This is a genomic window from Rossellomorea sp. SC111 (genome assembly GCF_024733565.1).
Taxonomy (GTDB): domain Bacteria; phylum Bacillota; class Bacilli; order Bacillales; family Bacillaceae_B; genus Rossellomorea.
In genome coordinates this window covers 18,572-34,140 of record NZ_JANIOC010000002.1, presented here as the reverse complement: position 1 = coordinate 34,140, position 15,569 = coordinate 18,572, and the positions used below count along the sequence as shown (strand labels likewise).

Below are 15,569 nucleotides of genomic sequence, written 5' to 3'. Positions count from 1 at the left end.
TGTCCTCCTCTTTCTTATCGGGTTAACGCTTCGTTTATGATCCGGGATTGTTCTTTTTTGTGTACAGTTGGTTCGCCTTCGGATGGACTGGAACGTCTGCGACGACCGATATAATGTACATCGACACCATCAGGTGCAATGTCACGTAGTCGTGATTCCGCAAATGTCCATGCTCCCATATTCTTAGGTTCCTCTTGGATCCAGACCAATTCTTTAAGGTTTGGATACCTTTCTAAGATGGCTGTGATATCCCCTTTAGGGAAAGGATAAATTTCTTCTACCCTTAGAATGTGCAACCAGTCTTTATCATCGATATCCTGAAGCTTCTCTTCTAAATCAATCGCAATCTTACCACTGCATAGCACAACCCTTTCAATCGCATCCGGACTTTCCCCAAGCCCTTTTTGCTCTAGGACGGAATGAAATTCCCCATTGGCCAATTCTTCTGCCGTGACAGCTGCAAACTGATTTCGCAGTAAGCTTTTTGGAGTCATGATGACAAGCGGCCTTACTTCTTCTTTTTGGAGGATGGCGGCTTGACGTCTTAGAATATGAAAATATTGACCCGCTGTTGAACAGTTGGCGACTGTCCAGTTATATTCACCGCCAAGCTGCAGGAAACGTTCCAAACGGGCGCTGGAGTGTTCAGGACCCTGTCCTTCATAACCATGTGGCAGAAGCATGACAAGGCCAGTTTTTTGACCCCATTTCGCGCGACCGGCTGAGATGAACTGATCAAACATCACTTGTGCCATATTAGAGAAATCACCGAATTGAGCTTCCCATAGGACAAGGGTTTCTGGTGCGAACACATTGTATCCATACTCGTAACCAACTACTGCAGTTTCGGTAAGAGGACTGTTATGAACGACAAATGAGGCATGGCTATCCTTCAGATTGTGTAACGGGATATATTCCTCACCTGACTTCTCATCATGGAGTACCAGGTGGCGTTGAGCAAATGTTCCCCTTTCAGAGTCCTGCCCGGTCAGTCGGATTGGCGTGCCATCTTTAAGGATGGAAGCAAAAGCCAGGGTCTCGGCATGCGCCCAATCAATTTTCCCTTTTCCTTCGAAGACCTGGCTGCGTCTCTTCAGGATACGATCTAATTTCTTGAATACATTGAAGCCTTCAGGCCATTGGAGCAGTTCGCTGTTTAACCCTTCCAGCTTATCGAAATCGACGCTTGTATTGATTTCCGGAAGTCCATTCGCTACATACTCAGGAGGAGCAAGGACCGTATCTGGATCATCGTCTTTGGCTGGTACTTTATTATAGGCAGCTTTTAATTCTTCCTCGATTTCAGAATCCATCTTCTCTACATCTGCATCCGTTACGATACCCTCTGAAATGAGTTTATCAGCATACATTTTCTTAACATTTGGATGATTCTGTATGACTGAATACATCAATGGATTTGTTACCATCGGTTCGTCCATCTCATTATGACCAAAACGTCTGTAGCCGATTAAATCAATGACAAAGTCTTTACCGAATGTTTTACGATATTCATAGGCAAGGACTGCTGCAGCTAAACATGCTTCAGGATCATCCGCATTGACATGCACAATTGGCACTTCAAAGCCCTTGGCCGTATCTGATGCATACTTTGTCGAACGTGAATCACGGCTTTCAGTTGTGAAACCTATCATGTTGTTGGCGATAAGGTGAATAGATCCACCTGTATTATATCCGCGCAGTTGACTCATATTTAAGGTTTCAGCAACGACACCTTGACCCGGGAAGGCAGCATCCCCATGTATCATGACGGCATATGAAGCTTCAGGAGATTGCTGTGGGTTGCCTTTATCTTCCCGGACTTCCTGGGCCGCACGTGTGTATCCGGCAACGATCGGACTGACAACTTCCAAGTGACTCGGGTTGTTGGCAAGCGTCACCCGTGCACGGGCGGTCGGTGACTGCTGTGGAGAAATTTCACGGTCTGCACCCAAATGGTACTTAACGTCTCCCGTCCATCCAAAGGTGATGCCGATCGATCCTTCAGAAGGAATTAAGTCCTTACTCGGAGCGTGTTGGAATTCTGCAAAAATCATTTCGTATGGTTTTCCGATGACATGTGCCAAGACATTCAGACGTCCTCGATGAGCCATTCCGATATTGACGGTTTTAGCACCTGATTCAACAGAATAACGAACCATCTCGTCCAGTAATGGAACCATCGTGTCCAATCCTTCAATTGAGAAGCGCTTCTGCCCTACAAAGGTACGATGAACATATTTTTCAAATCCGTCCACTTGGGCAAGGCGTTTTAATAACGCCATTTTCTTCTCTTTAGAAAGTGGAGGGAAATAAGATCCAGACTCTATTTTTTCCCTTAACCAATTTTTCTCTTCGAGCTCATGAACATGTGCATATTCGAATGCCAACTTATTTGTGTAAACCTGTCTTAAGTGCTGAATGGCCTGAAGACCGTCCTTTATATGGGAAGGTGCATTCGGACATAAGAAATCAACAGGTATTTGCTTTAAATCTTCTTCTGTTAGATTAAATTCAGAAAGTTCAATTCTTCTCGTATCCTTATTCCGGTCATTAAGGGGATTAATATCCGCAGCTAAGTGACCATATGTACGAATATTATCTGCTAATTTAACCGCAGCCACCATTTTACTCAAGGCAGTAGGCTGTTCAGGTAGTGTAAACGATGAATCACCGTGCTGGGCGCTCGCGATCACCTTTACATCTTCAACGGTGGGAGGTCCCCATTGTTCGAATAATTCCTTTAGTTCAGGATCCACATCTGATGGATCTTCAAGGAATTGTTCATAAACCTCCATTACATAACCAAGGTTTGGTCCGTAAAACGATTGCCACGGTTCCCCTTTTGCAGATTGCTTTTTCATTGTGAAAAACCTCCAACTATTTTGCCAGTTAGTATAATTTGGGTATCATGTATTCTTACAATTCAATTAACGGTATTCATTATGCAAGAATAGTAATTTTTAATACATAAAAACGCTTACAAGGACATTTTATCACTGTGCAGTAGTAAGATAAAGTCTTTATAACAAATTTCTTAAAATTTTGTTTTCCATACTCCTTATGCGAATATTACTTATATTCCCATAATAAATTACATAAAAACCTTTCTGTATAACGACTATTCTGAAATAATATTTTATTAAGCGCTTTCTCTTTCACCTTCTTGTATCCCTATGTTAGGGTACTTTTTTCATAAACCATCTTACTACTGTTACCTAAAAAAACCAAATATTTTTTGTTATTTTCTACGTTTTTTTGTTTAGTGCTATATTTACAGAGTCATAGGCAAAGATTTTTCAGTCGCAACCTCCCTCATGCATCTAAAGAATTGAACTTATCGCCCATCCAATGCATAGGATAGAATCAGAAGGAAACAAAAGGGTTATTTACTATGTTTAAAGTGAGGTGGTTCACATGTTCCCATGGAGTTTATTCCCTTTCAATAAAAACATGAAAGATCAAATGAATCAAATGAACCCTAAAGAAATGGATAACTATATTCAAGGAATGATGAAGAAGATGTTTCCTGGCGGGTGGGACAGCATGATGAATCCGAATGATATGATGAATGGGGCACAATCCTTTATGAATCCGATGGGCAATCAGGGGCAGCAAACGAAACGCGAGGAAGAAACCAGATCCCCTTCCACCATTCCTACCAATGTGTTCGAAACCTTTGAAGATATCTATATTCGTTTTCACGTACCGAATGAGGAATGGATGAAGCAGCTGAAAATTTTTCACACGTCAAATCAGGCAATCATTGAGAACATACCCGGATGTGAAGAAAGACAAGTGATCACCCTCCCTTGTCTTGTTAAGAAAAAAGGTGCTGTTGCTCAATATAAGGAAGGAATCCTGGAACTGAAAATCCCTAAGAGCATTGACATGCAGTACACAGAAATAGACGTCTCAGAAAAATATTGAGACGTCTGTAAATTTAATGAATTTGTTTAAGGGATAGTCGAATGATGGTCCCATCAGGATGATTTCCAAAGGCGGTGATGTCACCATCATAGTTTTGGACCAATTTCGACGCAATGGCAAGCCCCAGTCCGTATCCACCTTTCTCGCGGCTTCTTGCTTTGTCCACACGATAAAAGCGGTCAAATATCTTCGGAAGATCTTCTTCAGGAATACCAATCCCCTCATCCTTGACTTCTATGATAACGTCTTCCTGAGAGTCCATTAACTTCACTTCAATAGCGGAATGTTCATCAGAATACTTTACGGCATTATCCAACAGGATGATCATGATCTGCTCCAGATGCCTCGGCATAATGGTTACCACCGCTTCGTGGTTTAAATCATCAAAACAAGAAAAAGTGTATTCCTGATGAAGAAACCTAAAGTCCCTCATCACTTTATCCACCACTTTCTGTACGTGTGCCCGGGCGTTTTCCAAATCGAATTTTTCCCTGTCCGCTCTGGAAAGCTCCAACAATTCACCTACGAGCCGCTTTACTCGCTCAAGCTCATCTAAGGATACTTGTAAAGACTCCTCCAGTATGGTTGGATCCTTTTTTCCCCAACGATTCAATAATGCAAGATGCCCTTCAAGTACCTGAATGGGGGTTCTCAATTCGTGCGAAGCATCTTCCACAAATTGCTGCTGCTGTTGAAACGACTTTTCGATCTGACTCATCATTTTATTAAAAATCTGAGATAAGTCACTGATTTCATCATGTGCCTTTACAATCTCTACTCTTTCGTGAAATCCTTTTCTTTCGATGGACCTCATTGTTTCAGAAAGTTTATTCAACGGGCGGACAAAGCTTTTCGCCATAGAATATCCGATGACTGCACTGATCAGCAGAGCCAATATCCCCGTGATGGTCATCATCCAGAAAAGATTTTTCATGATGTTTTCATAACGGTTCAATGGCTGTATGATTTCTACATAGCCGTTAAATCGGGTTGATTTGATGGGTGAACGCCCAATGAGCATTTTCTTTCCTTCAGATTCTATAAGTTCCACGGATTTATTGTTGACAGGTTGAAATGGTACATAGAAGGCTGACTCATTTTCCCCCCTGATTCCCAATACTTGTTCCCCTTGACGATCCAATATCCGTATCGTCTGGTCTTTTTCGGCTATTTGTTTCATTAGGTCCCGGCTATTATAAATATCCTGAAGCTCGATATCGTTCCCTCTCTGTTTAAAGAAGACAGTAATTTCATCCAAGACCCGGCCAAAGTTACTTTCTTCTTCATCAAGCATCCATTTATTGATGGCATGATATTGAAAAAAACTGAATAAAAAAAAGGCGAGGAAAATAGCTGACCCTGCTGCAAAAGCCCACTTCACCTTAAGGGAAGAAGGCTTAAGACGATTGATGAATGGATTCATGTCCTCATCACATAACCGGTCCCACGCACGGTCTGGATATAACTATCTTCGTCTTTAGAATCTATTTTGTTCCTTAAATACCTTACGTAGACATCCACAACATTCGTTTCTACTTCCGTATCGTATCCCCATACTTTATTGAGGAGGACTTCACGGGTCAACACGATATTCTTGTTCTCTAAAAAAGTAAGTAAAAGGTCATACTCCCGTTTGGTGACGTCAATTTCATCTTCTAGCTTAAAAACCTGCCTGGACTCCTTGTATACGATGATATCCCGGTAATGAAACGTGGTCTGTTGTGCAGCTTCCTCTTTTACGGCGCGCCTGAACACAGCCCTTAGCCTTGCTAGCAACTCTTCAATTGCAAACGGTTTGACAATATAATCATCCGCACCGCTGTCAAGCCCCGATACCCGATCCATTACGCTGTCCCTTGCAGTAATCATCAGGATCGGGATGGCCTTTACCTGCCTGACCCTTCTGCACACTTCCAATCCATTTAATCCGGGGAGCATCAGGTCAAGGAGGATGATATCCCATTCTTCGTTAAGGGCCTGATCCAGACCGTCTCTCCCGTCATAGGCAAGGCCGACTTCATATCCTTCGTATTTCAGTTCCAATTCAATGAATCGGGATAGATTTTTTTCATCTTCAATGACTAAGATTCTTTTCACACAATCACCTGCTCTAAATCTTGATACCCTTTATTTTAATTTACTTTTATTGAAAATAAAATCATTTAGGGCATGGAATATTTCAATGCCTTGATATGTCATTAATGTTATCGCTGTAAAGCTGAAAAATAAAATAGGAATAATTCGAATCCACATGGTTCTAACCTCCCTTTTATCAATACCCTTATTTTCCTCCTGCATCATTAAAATAAAATGAGAAAAAGGTGAGTTTTTATTAAGAGATAAACCATTTTACATAATCATATTATAATCATCTTTATGACTCTGTTCGTTATTCCTGATCATGTTTCATTATTCGCATAATGTGGTAGATATATCCATAAACATAGTTGAGAGCAAAAGGGGGAAAATGTATGACTTGGATCGTCGTGATTATTTCTTTCTTTATCCTCATCGTCCTATCGGAAGAACTCGTTTATTACCTTTTACGTACCAGGATTATGGAGAACCAGCCTGAGAGGAAAAAAAATGCAGGAAAAATGAAAGGATGGCTCCATAAAATGAAACTCATCCCCAATAACGGGCAACAAAACCACTGACAGGCGGAGAACATCTTCCCTGTCTATTTTTTATATTTAAAAGAATGACTCTTGTCGTTATTCTAACAAGGACTATCTTTTTTTCTGTCAATCTTTATGTGTTAATAAATTTTCAAAATCAGTTGATTGGAGCGGAAGGTGCTCGACTCCTGCGGGAAAACAGAAAAGCGAAAGGGCTTTGCCCAGGGGCGACAAGCATAAGCCAAGTCTGCCGGAAAGGCGTTTTTGTCCTTTTTGGCGGGCTTGGCTTATGACCTCGAGCCCCTAAGCCCTATAGCTGGACATCTTGAAAGCAGGAGGCTCAACTCACGCCCCGCGGAAAGCGAGCACCTGCAGCGGAAATCAACCACCACTTGCTTCTGCAAAAACAAGATTCTTTGTTAAAAGAGTCTAATGAAATAAAAAAAGAAGACAAAAGCTTCAGCAAGGCTTTTGTCTTCCAAGGAAAGAAATTAGAATGGGTCTTACATAATAAAGATTTAAACAGAATAGAAAGCTACCCCACTTACATTCTGTTTAGGGAGTGATAAATCCTTATTCATAAGCAAGTTTCATTGTAACGCCCAAAAAAGTGAACTCAATTAAAACAAGATTAAAATTTGATGAGAAAATACATGTCTTACTAGCAGTCTATCTACAGAGTAAACAAATGGACGTACTTTTATGATATGATGAAGAAGAATTCAGAATGTTACAATACATTCTCATGCTCGAAAGGATGAAAAAATGAAAATTGACTTAAATTGTGATTTAGGGGAAAGTTTTGGTGCATATACGATAGGAAAAGATGAAGAAATGATGAACTATGTTACATCCGTCAATATCGCTTGCGGTTTTCATGCGGGAGATCCCCTTGTGATGAAAGAGACTGTTTCAAACGCATTGAAAAATCAAGTGAAGATGGGGGCGCATCCCGGGCTGCCGGATATCCAGGGATTTGGAAGAAGAATGATGCAGATCTCCCCTGAAGAGACTTATGCTCTCATTCAATATCAGATAGGGGCATTATATGCTTTTACAAAAGCGCAAGGCGGGAAACTATCACATGTAAAACCACATGGGGCTTTGTACAATATGGCTGCAAAGGATTTCACAATGGCTAAAGCGATAGCTGAAGCCGTTTACGACCTTGACCCCACCCTCACTCTTTTTGGCCTGTCACAAAGTGAACTGACAAGGGCTGGTGAAGAAGTGGGCTTGCATGTAGCACATGAAGTATTCGCCGATCGAGCCTATCAATCCGATGGTTCATTAACTCCACGCTCTCTTCCAAATGCTGTACTTCATGACGGGGACGAAGTGGAAAAACAGGTTCTTAGAATGGTAGAAAAACAAGAAGTGATTTCGATTGATGGGAAGACCGTACCCATCCAGGCAGACACGATTTGTCTTCATGGAGATAATGAAGCTGCGCTATCCCTGGCCAAGCGTCTATTTGAAAAGTTAAGGTAGGGAAGCATTCTTAAGAAGAAAAAAAGTTATGAGGGAGATGGGGCTGAACCGTGAACAAGACATTTCTATTAAAGGGATTAAGGTGGATGTTCATCTTTCTTATAGCTTTTGTCATTGTAGTATATGTATACAAACGGAGCATTTTACACAACAGTATTCAATCCTCCATTCGTACGGTGGCACCGGATTCCAAGGTGGTGGGAATCATTCAGACCCATACTACAAAGAGCAGCGTAAAAATCTATAAGGCTCTCTATAAAACAAAGGAAGGAGAGTGTTTCAGGGCATCATTCGAACGCACATCGTATACACTCATTGAAAATCAGGAATCACCCTGCCAGTAAAGGAGCATCATGATGAAAAGAGCGATCCATATCTTCCCTTCATTTCAATCAATTGAAAACATCCAGGAGATCAGGAATAGGCATGACCCTCTGTCGGATAAAATCCCTCCCCATATTACACTCGTTTTCCCTTTTGAATCTTCTATTCCCCATAATGACATCCTGGACCATATAAAATCGGTAGCGGAGCACATTCCCCCATTCAGCTTGACCTTAAGGGATGTGACAGGTTCTGGCGGTGAATTTTTATTCTTAAATGTTAAAAAAGGCAACGACTACCTTATTCAAATACATGATGATTTGTATAAAGGAATACTGGAGTCTTATCGGAATCCCCACTTTACATACTTACCCCATATCACTCTCGGTCGGCCTGGAAACAGAGAAGAATATATCAATGCGCTTGAAAAGTATAAGAATTGGAGGGAAAGCTATCATACAATTGTAGAGGAAATCACTTTAGAAGAAATAGGGGAGGACAATGTTTCCCACGTCATCGGCCGTGTCCCTCTAAAGAAGAACAGGTTTTAACCTCGACGCTTTGTGGAATGTAAACGAATAGGTCTAATAAGGGAAGGGTTTAATTATGATAAAAACATTAACCATTGATACCAAGAAGCGTGATGAAATGATCGACATCACCCGTTACGTACAAGATATTATTAATCGGTCAGGAATGACAGAAGGTTTTGTGGTGGTACAGTCCTTACACACAACAGCGGGTATCACGGTAAACGAGAATGCCGATCCCGATGTAAAAACCGACTTCATTCGCCGATTAGACGAAATTTACCCATGGCACCACACGTCAGATCTACATGGAGAAGGAAATACGGCTGCTCATTTGAAAACCAGTACCGTCGGCCATTCTCAAACGGTCATCGTATCAGATGGTGAACTATTATTGGGGACATGGCAGGGTATATACCTTTGTGAATTCGATGGACCCCGTTCAGGAAGAAAAGTTTCCGTTAAAACGATTCAAAGTGAGTAAGAACGTATATGTTGATCAGGAAATAGACCCGGGCACTCGTCTGGGGTCTTTTTAAATTGTGTTTTGCTCTTCCACATCACATTTTCCAGTGCCGTTGTGATTATTCTATGAACCGTTCCCGAATCTCCTTTGAAGGAATCATGCATGATTCCTGTTTCCCGAACCACTTGTATCTATTCCTTGCAATAACCCGGTATATGCTGTCTCTTAAAGGCTTCGGGATGACGAGGAAAAGACCGAAAATCTTCCATGGCCACATCAGTTTTGAACATACTTTCAAGGCAGCTGTTGATTCAATGGAAGAGTGGTCCCCATCAACCAATACGAAGCTGTCCGTCGTTTTAGGAATGTTGTGCTTCTCTAATAACGTCTGTCCGATCTCACTTTGTAGCGAGGCAAATCGAAATTCCCCTCTCGCATCACGCTTAATGATAAACCGTACACTACTATTGCAAAAATTGCATATTCCATCGAACAAAATGATCCGCAAGTAAATCACCCCCAGTCATAGTCGGCTTTCCATTCCCCTTTACTATAATACAATCAGATAAAAGGATAAAGAACAAACGTTTCTCCTCACGCCTGAACAGGATATGCCTCCTTAAAGGAAAGTATAATTTTACTAGATTCTATGATATACTGTATTACCATTAATAAAGATTATTTCGTAATGGAATAAATAAACATGCAGTATAAGGAGTTGGCTGAAGAAAATGAGAGACGAATTATTATATTTTGGTAAACAAATTGTTTCCCATAAATCCGAAATCGCTCAAGGTGTCATTCGCTACCAGGAACAGAATTTTTCTGAGCAGCTTACGTTATCGGGACTGAAGATGGAAGAAGTCACCGAATGGCGCATGCAATTAATCGAAATACTCGGACAATCTTTGTACGAAGACAAAGTAGAATCATCCCGAAGAGTAAAGGAATGGACTGATAAAGTTGGGAAAGTGGCTCTTGAATATGAATTGCCTCTCAATGAATCCCTAAAAACCCTATCAGGTTTCCGTACTGCCATTTGGGATATATTCAATGAACAATTGAATGATAATCAAATCTCAGCCTCCCTTATGCTTCAAGTAAATAAAGAAATCAATCCCATTCTAGATGAAATTGCATATCTGTTAAACGAAGTTTTCCGCACTGAACAAAATGACCAGATAGCCCTCATCCACACTGCCATGGATGAACTCTCGGCCCCGGTTGTACCCATTGCGGAGAAGATCGCGATCCTGCCCCTTATCGGGGAAATTGATACCCACAGAGCAAGTGCCATCATGGAAACTGCATTGAAGAAAACCTCTGATCTGCAATTAGACTATCTTTTTATAGATATTTCCGGTGTTGCCATCATGGACACGATGGTATCCCATAATATTTATCAAATCATCAATGCGCTAAAAATGATGGGTGTGCAATCCGTCTTAACCGGTATCCGGCCAGAAGTTGCTCATACACTGGGGAATCTCGGTATTACCTTTGAGGATCTGAAAACAAGCGCAAGCCTGAAAAAAGCTCTGGAAGATATCGGATTCACTCAATACGAAGTGGTTCTCTCCGTCTAAAAAACCGGAAACCCTGCTACAGTGGTTTCCGGTTTTCTATTTGATAGCTATCGGTAGTCTTTTTTTATTTGATGATGCACTAGGAGTTGAATACTTTGAACTGCCATATAGATAGGGATGGACCAATACATCTTATAACCCTTGTCGAAATGGAAGATTCCGATTTTCACTGTAAACCACTCCATTAAAAGGGAAAAGGCGGTCCAAATCAATATGTACGCAAGGTTCATGATCCCGTTTATTCTCAACTTACGATAGATATAAATAAAAAAATAACTATATGGTCCATACATAATATAACTGATAAAATCTATTCCCTGATAGGCAGAACTATCGTTTACGTCATAAAAGTCCCATGGCGGGATACTGATGGTATGATCATAGAACATGCCCACCGATATTCCGTAAATGAAATAACTCGTCCCTTCAAGAAAGGAGAAAATTTTTGGAGTGGCCCATATCAGCAAAAGAAGACCGATCAGACTAATGATGATGAACCATTCATTTGAATCAAAGGATCTCTCATAAATCCTGTCCATACCTTCCTTCCTCCTTCTTCTGGAAATAGTATAGTCCCTTCCCCATCCATATGCAGAATACTAAATACAACCCATTGACGATAACTGTATTGAATAAGCTCCAATCTGGATAGAAAAGAGAATGAAAATACACGTGAAGGACGTCTAATACACTGATAAAAAACAAGAGACTTAGATAACAAAGCATTTTTTCGCTTCTCTTCTGATAATTCATGTACCCATTCACCATGATCACACCCACCAAAGGTAAAATACATTCCCGGTTTATGAGCAGACTGATGAACTGAGTGACGTCCTCGGTAGCCTTCAGCCAATCCAGGTTATTCGTCATGATGGTGATGTAATTCGTGGAAATAATGGATAACACCATAAATTGAATGGAGTTGGCAGTAAATGAAAGTTTTTTCTTCATAAAAAGAGCAATGTATATCAATATGATCAACACGGTAATAAAGAAAGGGAGCGACATAAGAATCTCCTATACTTTTTTCATCATTCTTCCCTTAATCCCTTCATCACATAACACTTAGAAAGCACTAAGATGTTTGAATTACAAGACAAGGGGAAAATAAGGAAGAAGAAGCAAGGAGGTAGATCGATGAGACATGAAACAATTAACCCTAAATATGGGAAAGACGAAATCAAAGAAATTTTCGTAGATGGATTGCAACGAGACTTGTCAACAGAAGAGGAAACCCTCCTATCCGGATGGACCCGCACATTCGATAAGACTGAAAGATCAACCATTATCAATATGATGAAGGAATTACTTAATAAACATAAAAGACACGACTAAACAGCGGGTAAATTCAATTTGAAATATGAAAAAGGCAGACCCTTCTTTAAGGCCTGCCTTCTTCATTATCTCTATATGGAATTCGTCTTATATATCACTTGTTAATTCTAATAGTTTATCGATGTCGACGCGATAGATGGGGCGATTGAGATCTTCTTGTCCAAGTTCTACGGTATCTTCTAGTACTTCGTCTATATTCATACTTATAAATACCTCCCAAAGTTGTTAATATCAGAATGTGCAGAAAGATGATCCATCATCTTCACTATAAACTACGAATCCATCCATTCATTCATGGGGGTACTTTTCAAATATTTCAACCTGTTAATTGTATTCAATAATCAGAAAGTTGAGTCAAATAATATTTTATGTTATCGTTAGAAAACCATGGATTCTACTTAAATAATACAAGATGGGTAGAATGGCTCTCTCCTTAAAGGAGGCATAATGATGAAACGATTTTCCATGCTTCACGTACCTAAGGATTTCAGGCATAGAGGGCGACCAGCTGTTACCGTTCATGTCTTACCTGTTCATAAAGAATACTTTGCAATAGGTAAATCATTAAAGGGAAACGGTAAAGCTGCAAACAACAATGAAAAACTAGCCGCGTATTACGCGTATCTAGATACATTAAAATAAGCGCTTATCTATATAGAAAAACTGATCAGAACCTTTTCTGATCAGCTTTTTTGAGGTAAGGGGATGTTTATAACGGGATGTATTGACACACTTCAAAACCATTTCCATCCAGGTCACGAAATTCAAAATACGTCACATCTTCATCTACTTCAATTTCCCCGACCTCCACATCCTTCTCCAAAAGCTTCAACCTCGTTTCTTCCAGGGCATCGGAAAACAAGATTGGTGTGATCGATGAGGGACGGACCTCTCCTTCTTGAATCGTAAGAGTCGATTCCCCTACCCCTATTTTAAATACGAAATATTTTCCTGAATTAAATATCTGTTCCAACTCCAATACCTCTTCATACCAGTGTTGGGCTTTCTTCAAATCATTCACTTGAATATGTACCGTGTCAATTTTCGAAAACAATGCAAATTCCTCCTTCACTCCATTTAATCTTTTAATAGAGACAAATGACCGACAATTTCCTTACCTTCTTCTTTTTCCATCGGAGGTAGTGCGGTCACAGTCAAAGACCCTTCTTTAATTTCAGTCAACCCACTGTCATGTATGCTGAAATAACCTTTCTTCTCTAACTTCTCCAGTTCTGCCGTTCTCCCCTTTAAAACCACTTTTTTCATGCCCGTCTGCACCCATTCTATAAAATCTGCCTGCCTGCTTTGGAAAGGAGAATCCTTTGACATCATCGACAAAGTACTCAAGGTGGCGGCATGTGCCACTTGTGCAGCGGTCTTCCCTTTGGACATCGATAGATCTTTATTAACGATAAAATATTGAACAAGGTCCTTTTTCGACATATACATGATCATCCCTATCATAAATGTATTCAGTTCTATGGTATTATCCTAACACATTTACTTCCTTCTTAGTTTTACCTCATTATTATCACCCGAGACTATTCTGACCTTCTCCCCGATGTTGTAATCAAGATATTCATCGCAGTCCACTGAAAAGGTAAGACCATTATCAAACTTCATGGCACATGTGGACTCACTTTGAGGGGAATCCAGTTTTTCCCCCGACTGGATTCCTAACGGACCGTGTCCATCCTTTCCTGGAAAATACTTCTCTTCGATTACTACCCAGTCACCCTTCGTACTAACCACTATTTTCAAAATCAATAAACCCACCAGCGTTAAAACCAATAAACCCAGAATGCTTATTTTCAACCATAAGACGTTCATGCAAATCCCCCCTTTCCCCTCATTTAAAATCAACAGAAGATTATATGTATGGGATAGGCTAATCATTCGAGTGTATTCTTTAAGAGTGACCAATTTCGTTTCTTGCATTCTGCTAAAAAGGGTTTTATAATAAAACTAACGACCGTTAGTTAGTTTGAGGGAGTGGGATCATTATGAATGATAATAAGCAGCTGATAAAAAATGCGGCGCTTGATCTATTTGGACAAAAGGGCTATGAAGATACTTCTTTGGCAGAAATCGCTAAGGAGGTCGGAATAAAAAAACCCTCTATTTATAATCATTTCCGCAGTAAAGAGGATCTTTTTACTGAAGTATTAGAGGACTTGATTGTATCAGAAGTGACAGCGTACAGGAAAACGGAGGGCGCCATGAATCATCAAGAACCCCTTAAGAATATCAAGGTGCTTTTCGATTTGTTTTGTCAACGATTAATGACAACCAAAGAAGCTTTACTGTGGAAAAGGGTGACATTTTTCCCCCCTGAACAGTTTAAGGATTTAATACAGGAACAATTTATTTACTTCGAAAAGGTTACCACATCCATCTTATCTTCGGTCTACAAGGAAGGCGTTAACCAAAAAATGTTTCAAGAGGTCACTGAGGATGAATTTGTAGCGTCGTTCTTATGTCTGGTTGATGGTGTCTTTCTGGAGCATCATTATTACACGGAAGAAATATTTCAACAACGAATCGAATCGGCTTGGAAAGTTTATGCACTTGGAATATCAAGCCGCAAAGGAGAGTAGCATCATGGGCTGGCTATATGTGATTATTGGGGGAATCCTTGAAATTGGCTGGGCAACGGGATTATCCCTTTCAGAGGGGTTTTCAAAACCGGTGCCAAGTATCATTACGGCATTCCTCATTTTAGTGAGTTTTTACTTTTTTTCTAAGTCAATGAGACTCCTGCCAATCGGGACAGCATATGCCGTCTTCACGGGTATCGGAGCAGCAGGCACGGCTGTAGTTGGTATGTTGTTCTTGAATGATGGGATAAGCATATTGAAGATTGCATTCATCTCTTTACTCATTTTTGGAGTCATTGGACTTAAGATGAGTGATAAAGAAGAAACAGATACTGGGGGTGGCTACTGATGGCCTGGGTGTTTCTCATCTTTGCAGGGTTCTCAGAAGTGATCATGGTGACGTTCATGAAGCTTTCAGAAGGATATAAAAGATTCGTCCCTTCCTTGATCAGTTTTACAGCGGGAGCCATGAGTTTCTACCTATTGTCTCTATCCCTGCTGGATATTCCCGTAAGCACAGGTTATGGGATTTGGACCGGCATCGGCTCTGCAGGTGCTGTACTCATGGGGATGATGTTTTTCAATGAAACAAGGGATGTAAAAAGGCTGTTTTTCATTTTCTGTATCGTTGGAAGCATCATCGGCTTAAAGATTGTCTCTTGATCATGAACCTTGGTCCAGTACTTCATTATGGT

21 protein-coding genes are annotated in these 15,569 nt (G+C 40.5%); 12 read left to right on the top strand and 9 right to left on the bottom strand.

Annotation, left to right across the window (positions count from 1 at the left end):
- Nucleotides 1–14: 14 nt before the first annotated feature.
- Nucleotides 15–2,861, bottom strand: a complete 2,847-nt coding sequence (locus tag NQ095_RS02245; protein ID WP_258261889.1) for a 2-oxoglutarate dehydrogenase E1 component — start codon at nucleotides 2,859–2,861, stop codon at nucleotides 15–17.
- 589 nt (nucleotides 2,862–3,450) lie between these two features.
- Between NQ095_RS02245 and NQ095_RS02240 the strand changes: the two genes are divergently transcribed.
- Nucleotides 3,451–3,927, top strand: coding sequence for an Hsp20/alpha crystallin family protein (locus NQ095_RS02240; protein WP_258261888.1), 477 nt, complete (start codon nucleotides 3,451–3,453; stop codon nucleotides 3,925–3,927).
- Between the two features lie 13 nt (nucleotides 3,928–3,940).
- Here the strand turns inward: NQ095_RS02240 and NQ095_RS02235 are convergent, their stop codons facing one another.
- Both NQ095_RS02235 and NQ095_RS02230 read right to left on the bottom strand, forming a co-directional pair.
- Nucleotides 3,941–5,350, bottom strand: coding sequence for a HAMP domain-containing sensor histidine kinase (locus NQ095_RS02235; RefSeq protein WP_258261887.1), 1,410 nt, complete (start codon nucleotides 5,348–5,350; stop codon nucleotides 3,941–3,943).
- A complete protein-coding gene (locus NQ095_RS02230) occupies nucleotides 5,347–6,024 on the bottom strand; it encodes a response regulator transcription factor (RefSeq protein WP_258261886.1) in 678 nt (225 codons plus the stop codon). The genes NQ095_RS02235 and NQ095_RS02230 overlap by 4 nt, the downstream gene beginning before the upstream one ends.
- Before the next feature lie 374 nt (nucleotides 6,025–6,398).
- Between NQ095_RS02230 and NQ095_RS02225 the strand changes: the two genes are divergently transcribed.
- The 5 genes from NQ095_RS02225 to NQ095_RS02205 all read left to right on the top strand — a co-directional run bounded on the left by NQ095_RS02225 (nucleotide 6,399) and on the right by NQ095_RS02205 (nucleotide 9,374).
- A complete protein-coding gene (locus tag NQ095_RS02225; RefSeq protein ID WP_258261885.1) occupies nucleotides 6,399–6,584 on the top strand; it encodes a hypothetical protein in 186 nt (61 codons plus the stop codon).
- Between the two features lie 726 nt (nucleotides 6,585–7,310).
- Nucleotides 7,311–8,036: a LamB/YcsF family protein gene (locus tag NQ095_RS02220; protein WP_258261884.1), complete on the top strand. Its 726-nt coding sequence runs from the start codon at nucleotides 7,311–7,313 to the stop codon at nucleotides 8,034–8,036.
- 50 nt (nucleotides 8,037–8,086) lie between these two features.
- Nucleotides 8,087–8,380, top strand: coding sequence for a hypothetical protein (locus tag NQ095_RS02215; RefSeq protein WP_258261883.1), 294 nt, complete (start codon nucleotides 8,087–8,089; stop codon nucleotides 8,378–8,380).
- A gap of 9 nt (nucleotides 8,381–8,389) precedes the next feature.
- Nucleotides 8,390–8,911, top strand: coding sequence for a 2'-5' RNA ligase family protein (locus NQ095_RS02210; protein ID WP_258261882.1), 522 nt, complete (start codon nucleotides 8,390–8,392; stop codon nucleotides 8,909–8,911).
- Between the two features lie 55 nt (nucleotides 8,912–8,966).
- Entirely contained in the window at nucleotides 8,967–9,374 is a 408-nt protein-coding gene (locus NQ095_RS02205) for a secondary thiamine-phosphate synthase enzyme YjbQ (RefSeq protein WP_258261881.1), read from the top strand.
- 100 nt (nucleotides 9,375–9,474) lie between these two features.
- Here NQ095_RS02205 and NQ095_RS02200 read toward each other — a convergent pair whose 3' ends face one another.
- Nucleotides 9,475–9,864 carry a thiol-disulfide oxidoreductase DCC family protein gene (locus tag NQ095_RS02200; RefSeq protein WP_258261880.1) on the bottom strand — a complete coding sequence of 130 codons (390 nt, stop codon included), beginning with the start codon at nucleotides 9,862–9,864 and terminating at the stop codon, nucleotides 9,475–9,477.
- Between the two features lie 223 nt (nucleotides 9,865–10,087).
- Here NQ095_RS02200 and NQ095_RS02195 point away from each other — a divergent pair, with 223 nt between their 5' ends.
- Nucleotides 10,088–10,942 carry an STAS domain-containing protein gene (locus NQ095_RS02195; protein WP_258261879.1) on the top strand — a complete coding sequence of 285 codons (855 nt, stop codon included), beginning with the start codon at nucleotides 10,088–10,090 and terminating at the stop codon, nucleotides 10,940–10,942.
- A gap of 47 nt (nucleotides 10,943–10,989) precedes the next feature.
- Here the strand turns inward: NQ095_RS02195 and NQ095_RS02190 are convergent, their stop codons facing one another.
- The gene (locus NQ095_RS02190) at nucleotides 10,990–11,481 is read right to left on the bottom strand and encodes a hypothetical protein (protein ID WP_258261878.1); all 492 of its coding nucleotides are present in this window, start codon (nucleotides 11,479–11,481) and stop codon (nucleotides 10,990–10,992) included.
- Complete coding sequence (locus NQ095_RS02185; RefSeq protein ID WP_258261877.1) at nucleotides 11,465–11,893, bottom strand: hypothetical protein; 429 nt, start codon at nucleotides 11,891–11,893, stop codon at nucleotides 11,465–11,467. The genes NQ095_RS02190 and NQ095_RS02185 overlap by 17 nt, the downstream gene beginning before the upstream one ends.
- A gap of 186 nt (nucleotides 11,894–12,079) precedes the next feature.
- On the opposite strand from NQ095_RS02185, the gene NQ095_RS02180 reads away from it, so the two are divergent.
- Together NQ095_RS02180 and NQ095_RS02175 are read left to right on the top strand one after the other, a co-directional pair.
- Complete coding sequence (locus NQ095_RS02180; RefSeq protein WP_258261876.1) at nucleotides 12,080–12,277, top strand: hypothetical protein; 198 nt, start codon at nucleotides 12,080–12,082, stop codon at nucleotides 12,275–12,277.
- Nucleotides 12,278–12,724: 447 nt separating this feature from the next.
- Nucleotides 12,725–12,919 (top strand): hypothetical protein, encoded by a 195-nt coding sequence (locus tag NQ095_RS02175; RefSeq protein WP_258261875.1) that lies wholly within the window; start codon nucleotides 12,725–12,727, stop codon nucleotides 12,917–12,919.
- A gap of 67 nt (nucleotides 12,920–12,986) precedes the next feature.
- On the opposite strand, the gene NQ095_RS02170 is transcribed toward NQ095_RS02175, so the two are convergent.
- From NQ095_RS02170 to NQ095_RS02160, 3 genes are read right to left on the bottom strand one after another with little or no spacing between them, the layout of a single operon-like run.
- On the bottom strand, nucleotides 12,987–13,331 hold the full coding sequence (locus tag NQ095_RS02170) for a VOC family protein (protein ID WP_258261874.1): 345 nt from the start codon (nucleotides 13,329–13,331) through the stop codon (nucleotides 12,987–12,989).
- Nucleotides 13,332–13,354: 23 nt separating this feature from the next.
- Complete coding sequence (locus NQ095_RS02165) at nucleotides 13,355–13,720, bottom strand: aminoacyl-tRNA hydrolase (RefSeq protein ID WP_258261873.1); 366 nt, start codon at nucleotides 13,718–13,720, stop codon at nucleotides 13,355–13,357.
- Nucleotides 13,721–13,777: 57 nt separating this feature from the next.
- Nucleotides 13,778–14,107 (bottom strand): hypothetical protein, encoded by a 330-nt coding sequence (locus NQ095_RS02160; protein WP_258261872.1) that lies wholly within the window; start codon nucleotides 14,105–14,107, stop codon nucleotides 13,778–13,780.
- 173 nt (nucleotides 14,108–14,280) lie between these two features.
- On the opposite strand from NQ095_RS02160, the gene NQ095_RS02155 reads away from it, so the two are divergent.
- Genes NQ095_RS02155 through NQ095_RS02145 form a run of 3 tightly spaced genes read left to right on the top strand, consistent with a single transcriptional unit; the run spans nucleotide 14,281 to nucleotide 15,537 of the window.
- Nucleotides 14,281–14,874 (top strand): TetR/AcrR family transcriptional regulator, encoded by a 594-nt coding sequence (locus NQ095_RS02155; protein WP_258261871.1) that lies wholly within the window; start codon nucleotides 14,281–14,283, stop codon nucleotides 14,872–14,874.
- Between the two features lie 4 nt (nucleotides 14,875–14,878).
- Complete coding sequence (locus NQ095_RS02150; RefSeq protein WP_258261870.1) at nucleotides 14,879–15,223, top strand: DMT family transporter; 345 nt, start codon at nucleotides 14,879–14,881, stop codon at nucleotides 15,221–15,223.
- Nucleotides 15,223–15,537, top strand: coding sequence for a DMT family transporter (locus NQ095_RS02145; protein ID WP_258261869.1), 315 nt, complete (start codon nucleotides 15,223–15,225; stop codon nucleotides 15,535–15,537). Before NQ095_RS02150 ends, NQ095_RS02145 begins: the two co-directional genes overlap by 1 nt.
- Nucleotides 15,538–15,569 lie beyond the last annotated feature (32 nt).

Coding starts and splice junctions, on each gene's coding strand:
- NQ095_RS02205 (WP_258261881.1), top strand. CDS start 8,967: ATGATAAAAACATTAACCATTGATACCAAGAAGCGTGATGAAATGATC.
- NQ095_RS02185 (WP_258261877.1), bottom strand. CDS start 11,893: ATGAAGAAAAAACTTTCATTTACTGCCAACTCCATTCAATTTATGGTG.
- NQ095_RS02150 (WP_258261870.1), top strand. CDS start 14,879: ATGGGCTGGCTATATGTGATTATTGGGGGAATCCTTGAAATTGGCTGG.
- NQ095_RS02175 (WP_258261875.1), top strand. CDS start 12,725: ATGATGAAACGATTTTCCATGCTTCACGTACCTAAGGATTTCAGGCAT.
- NQ095_RS02245 (WP_258261889.1), bottom strand. CDS start 2,861: ATGAAAAAGCAATCTGCAAAAGGGGAACCGTGGCAATCGTTTTACGGA.
- NQ095_RS02145 (WP_258261869.1), top strand. CDS start 15,223: ATGGCCTGGGTGTTTCTCATCTTTGCAGGGTTCTCAGAAGTGATCATG.
- NQ095_RS02155 (WP_258261871.1), top strand. CDS start 14,281: ATGAATGATAATAAGCAGCTGATAAAAAATGCGGCGCTTGATCTATTT.
- NQ095_RS02220 (WP_258261884.1), top strand. CDS start 7,311: ATGAAAATTGACTTAAATTGTGATTTAGGGGAAAGTTTTGGTGCATAT.
- NQ095_RS02160 (WP_258261872.1), bottom strand. CDS start 14,107: ATGAACGTCTTATGGTTGAAAATAAGCATTCTGGGTTTATTGGTTTTA.
- NQ095_RS02240 (WP_258261888.1), top strand. CDS start 3,451: ATGAAAGATCAAATGAATCAAATGAACCCTAAAGAAATGGATAACTAT.
- NQ095_RS02180 (WP_258261876.1), top strand. CDS start 12,080: ATGAGACATGAAACAATTAACCCTAAATATGGGAAAGACGAAATCAAA.
- NQ095_RS02235 (WP_258261887.1), bottom strand. CDS start 5,350: ATGAATCCATTCATCAATCGTCTTAAGCCTTCTTCCCTTAAGGTGAAG.
- NQ095_RS02225 (WP_258261885.1), top strand. CDS start 6,399: ATGACTTGGATCGTCGTGATTATTTCTTTCTTTATCCTCATCGTCCTA.
- NQ095_RS02165 (WP_258261873.1), bottom strand. CDS start 13,720: ATGTCGAAAAAGGACCTTGTTCAATATTTTATCGTTAATAAAGATCTA.
- NQ095_RS02210 (WP_258261882.1), top strand. CDS start 8,390: ATGATGAAAAGAGCGATCCATATCTTCCCTTCATTTCAATCAATTGAA.
- NQ095_RS02195 (WP_258261879.1), top strand. CDS start 10,088: ATGAGAGACGAATTATTATATTTTGGTAAACAAATTGTTTCCCATAAA.
- NQ095_RS02190 (WP_258261878.1), bottom strand. CDS start 11,481: ATGGACAGGATTTATGAGAGATCCTTTGATTCAAATGAATGGTTCATC.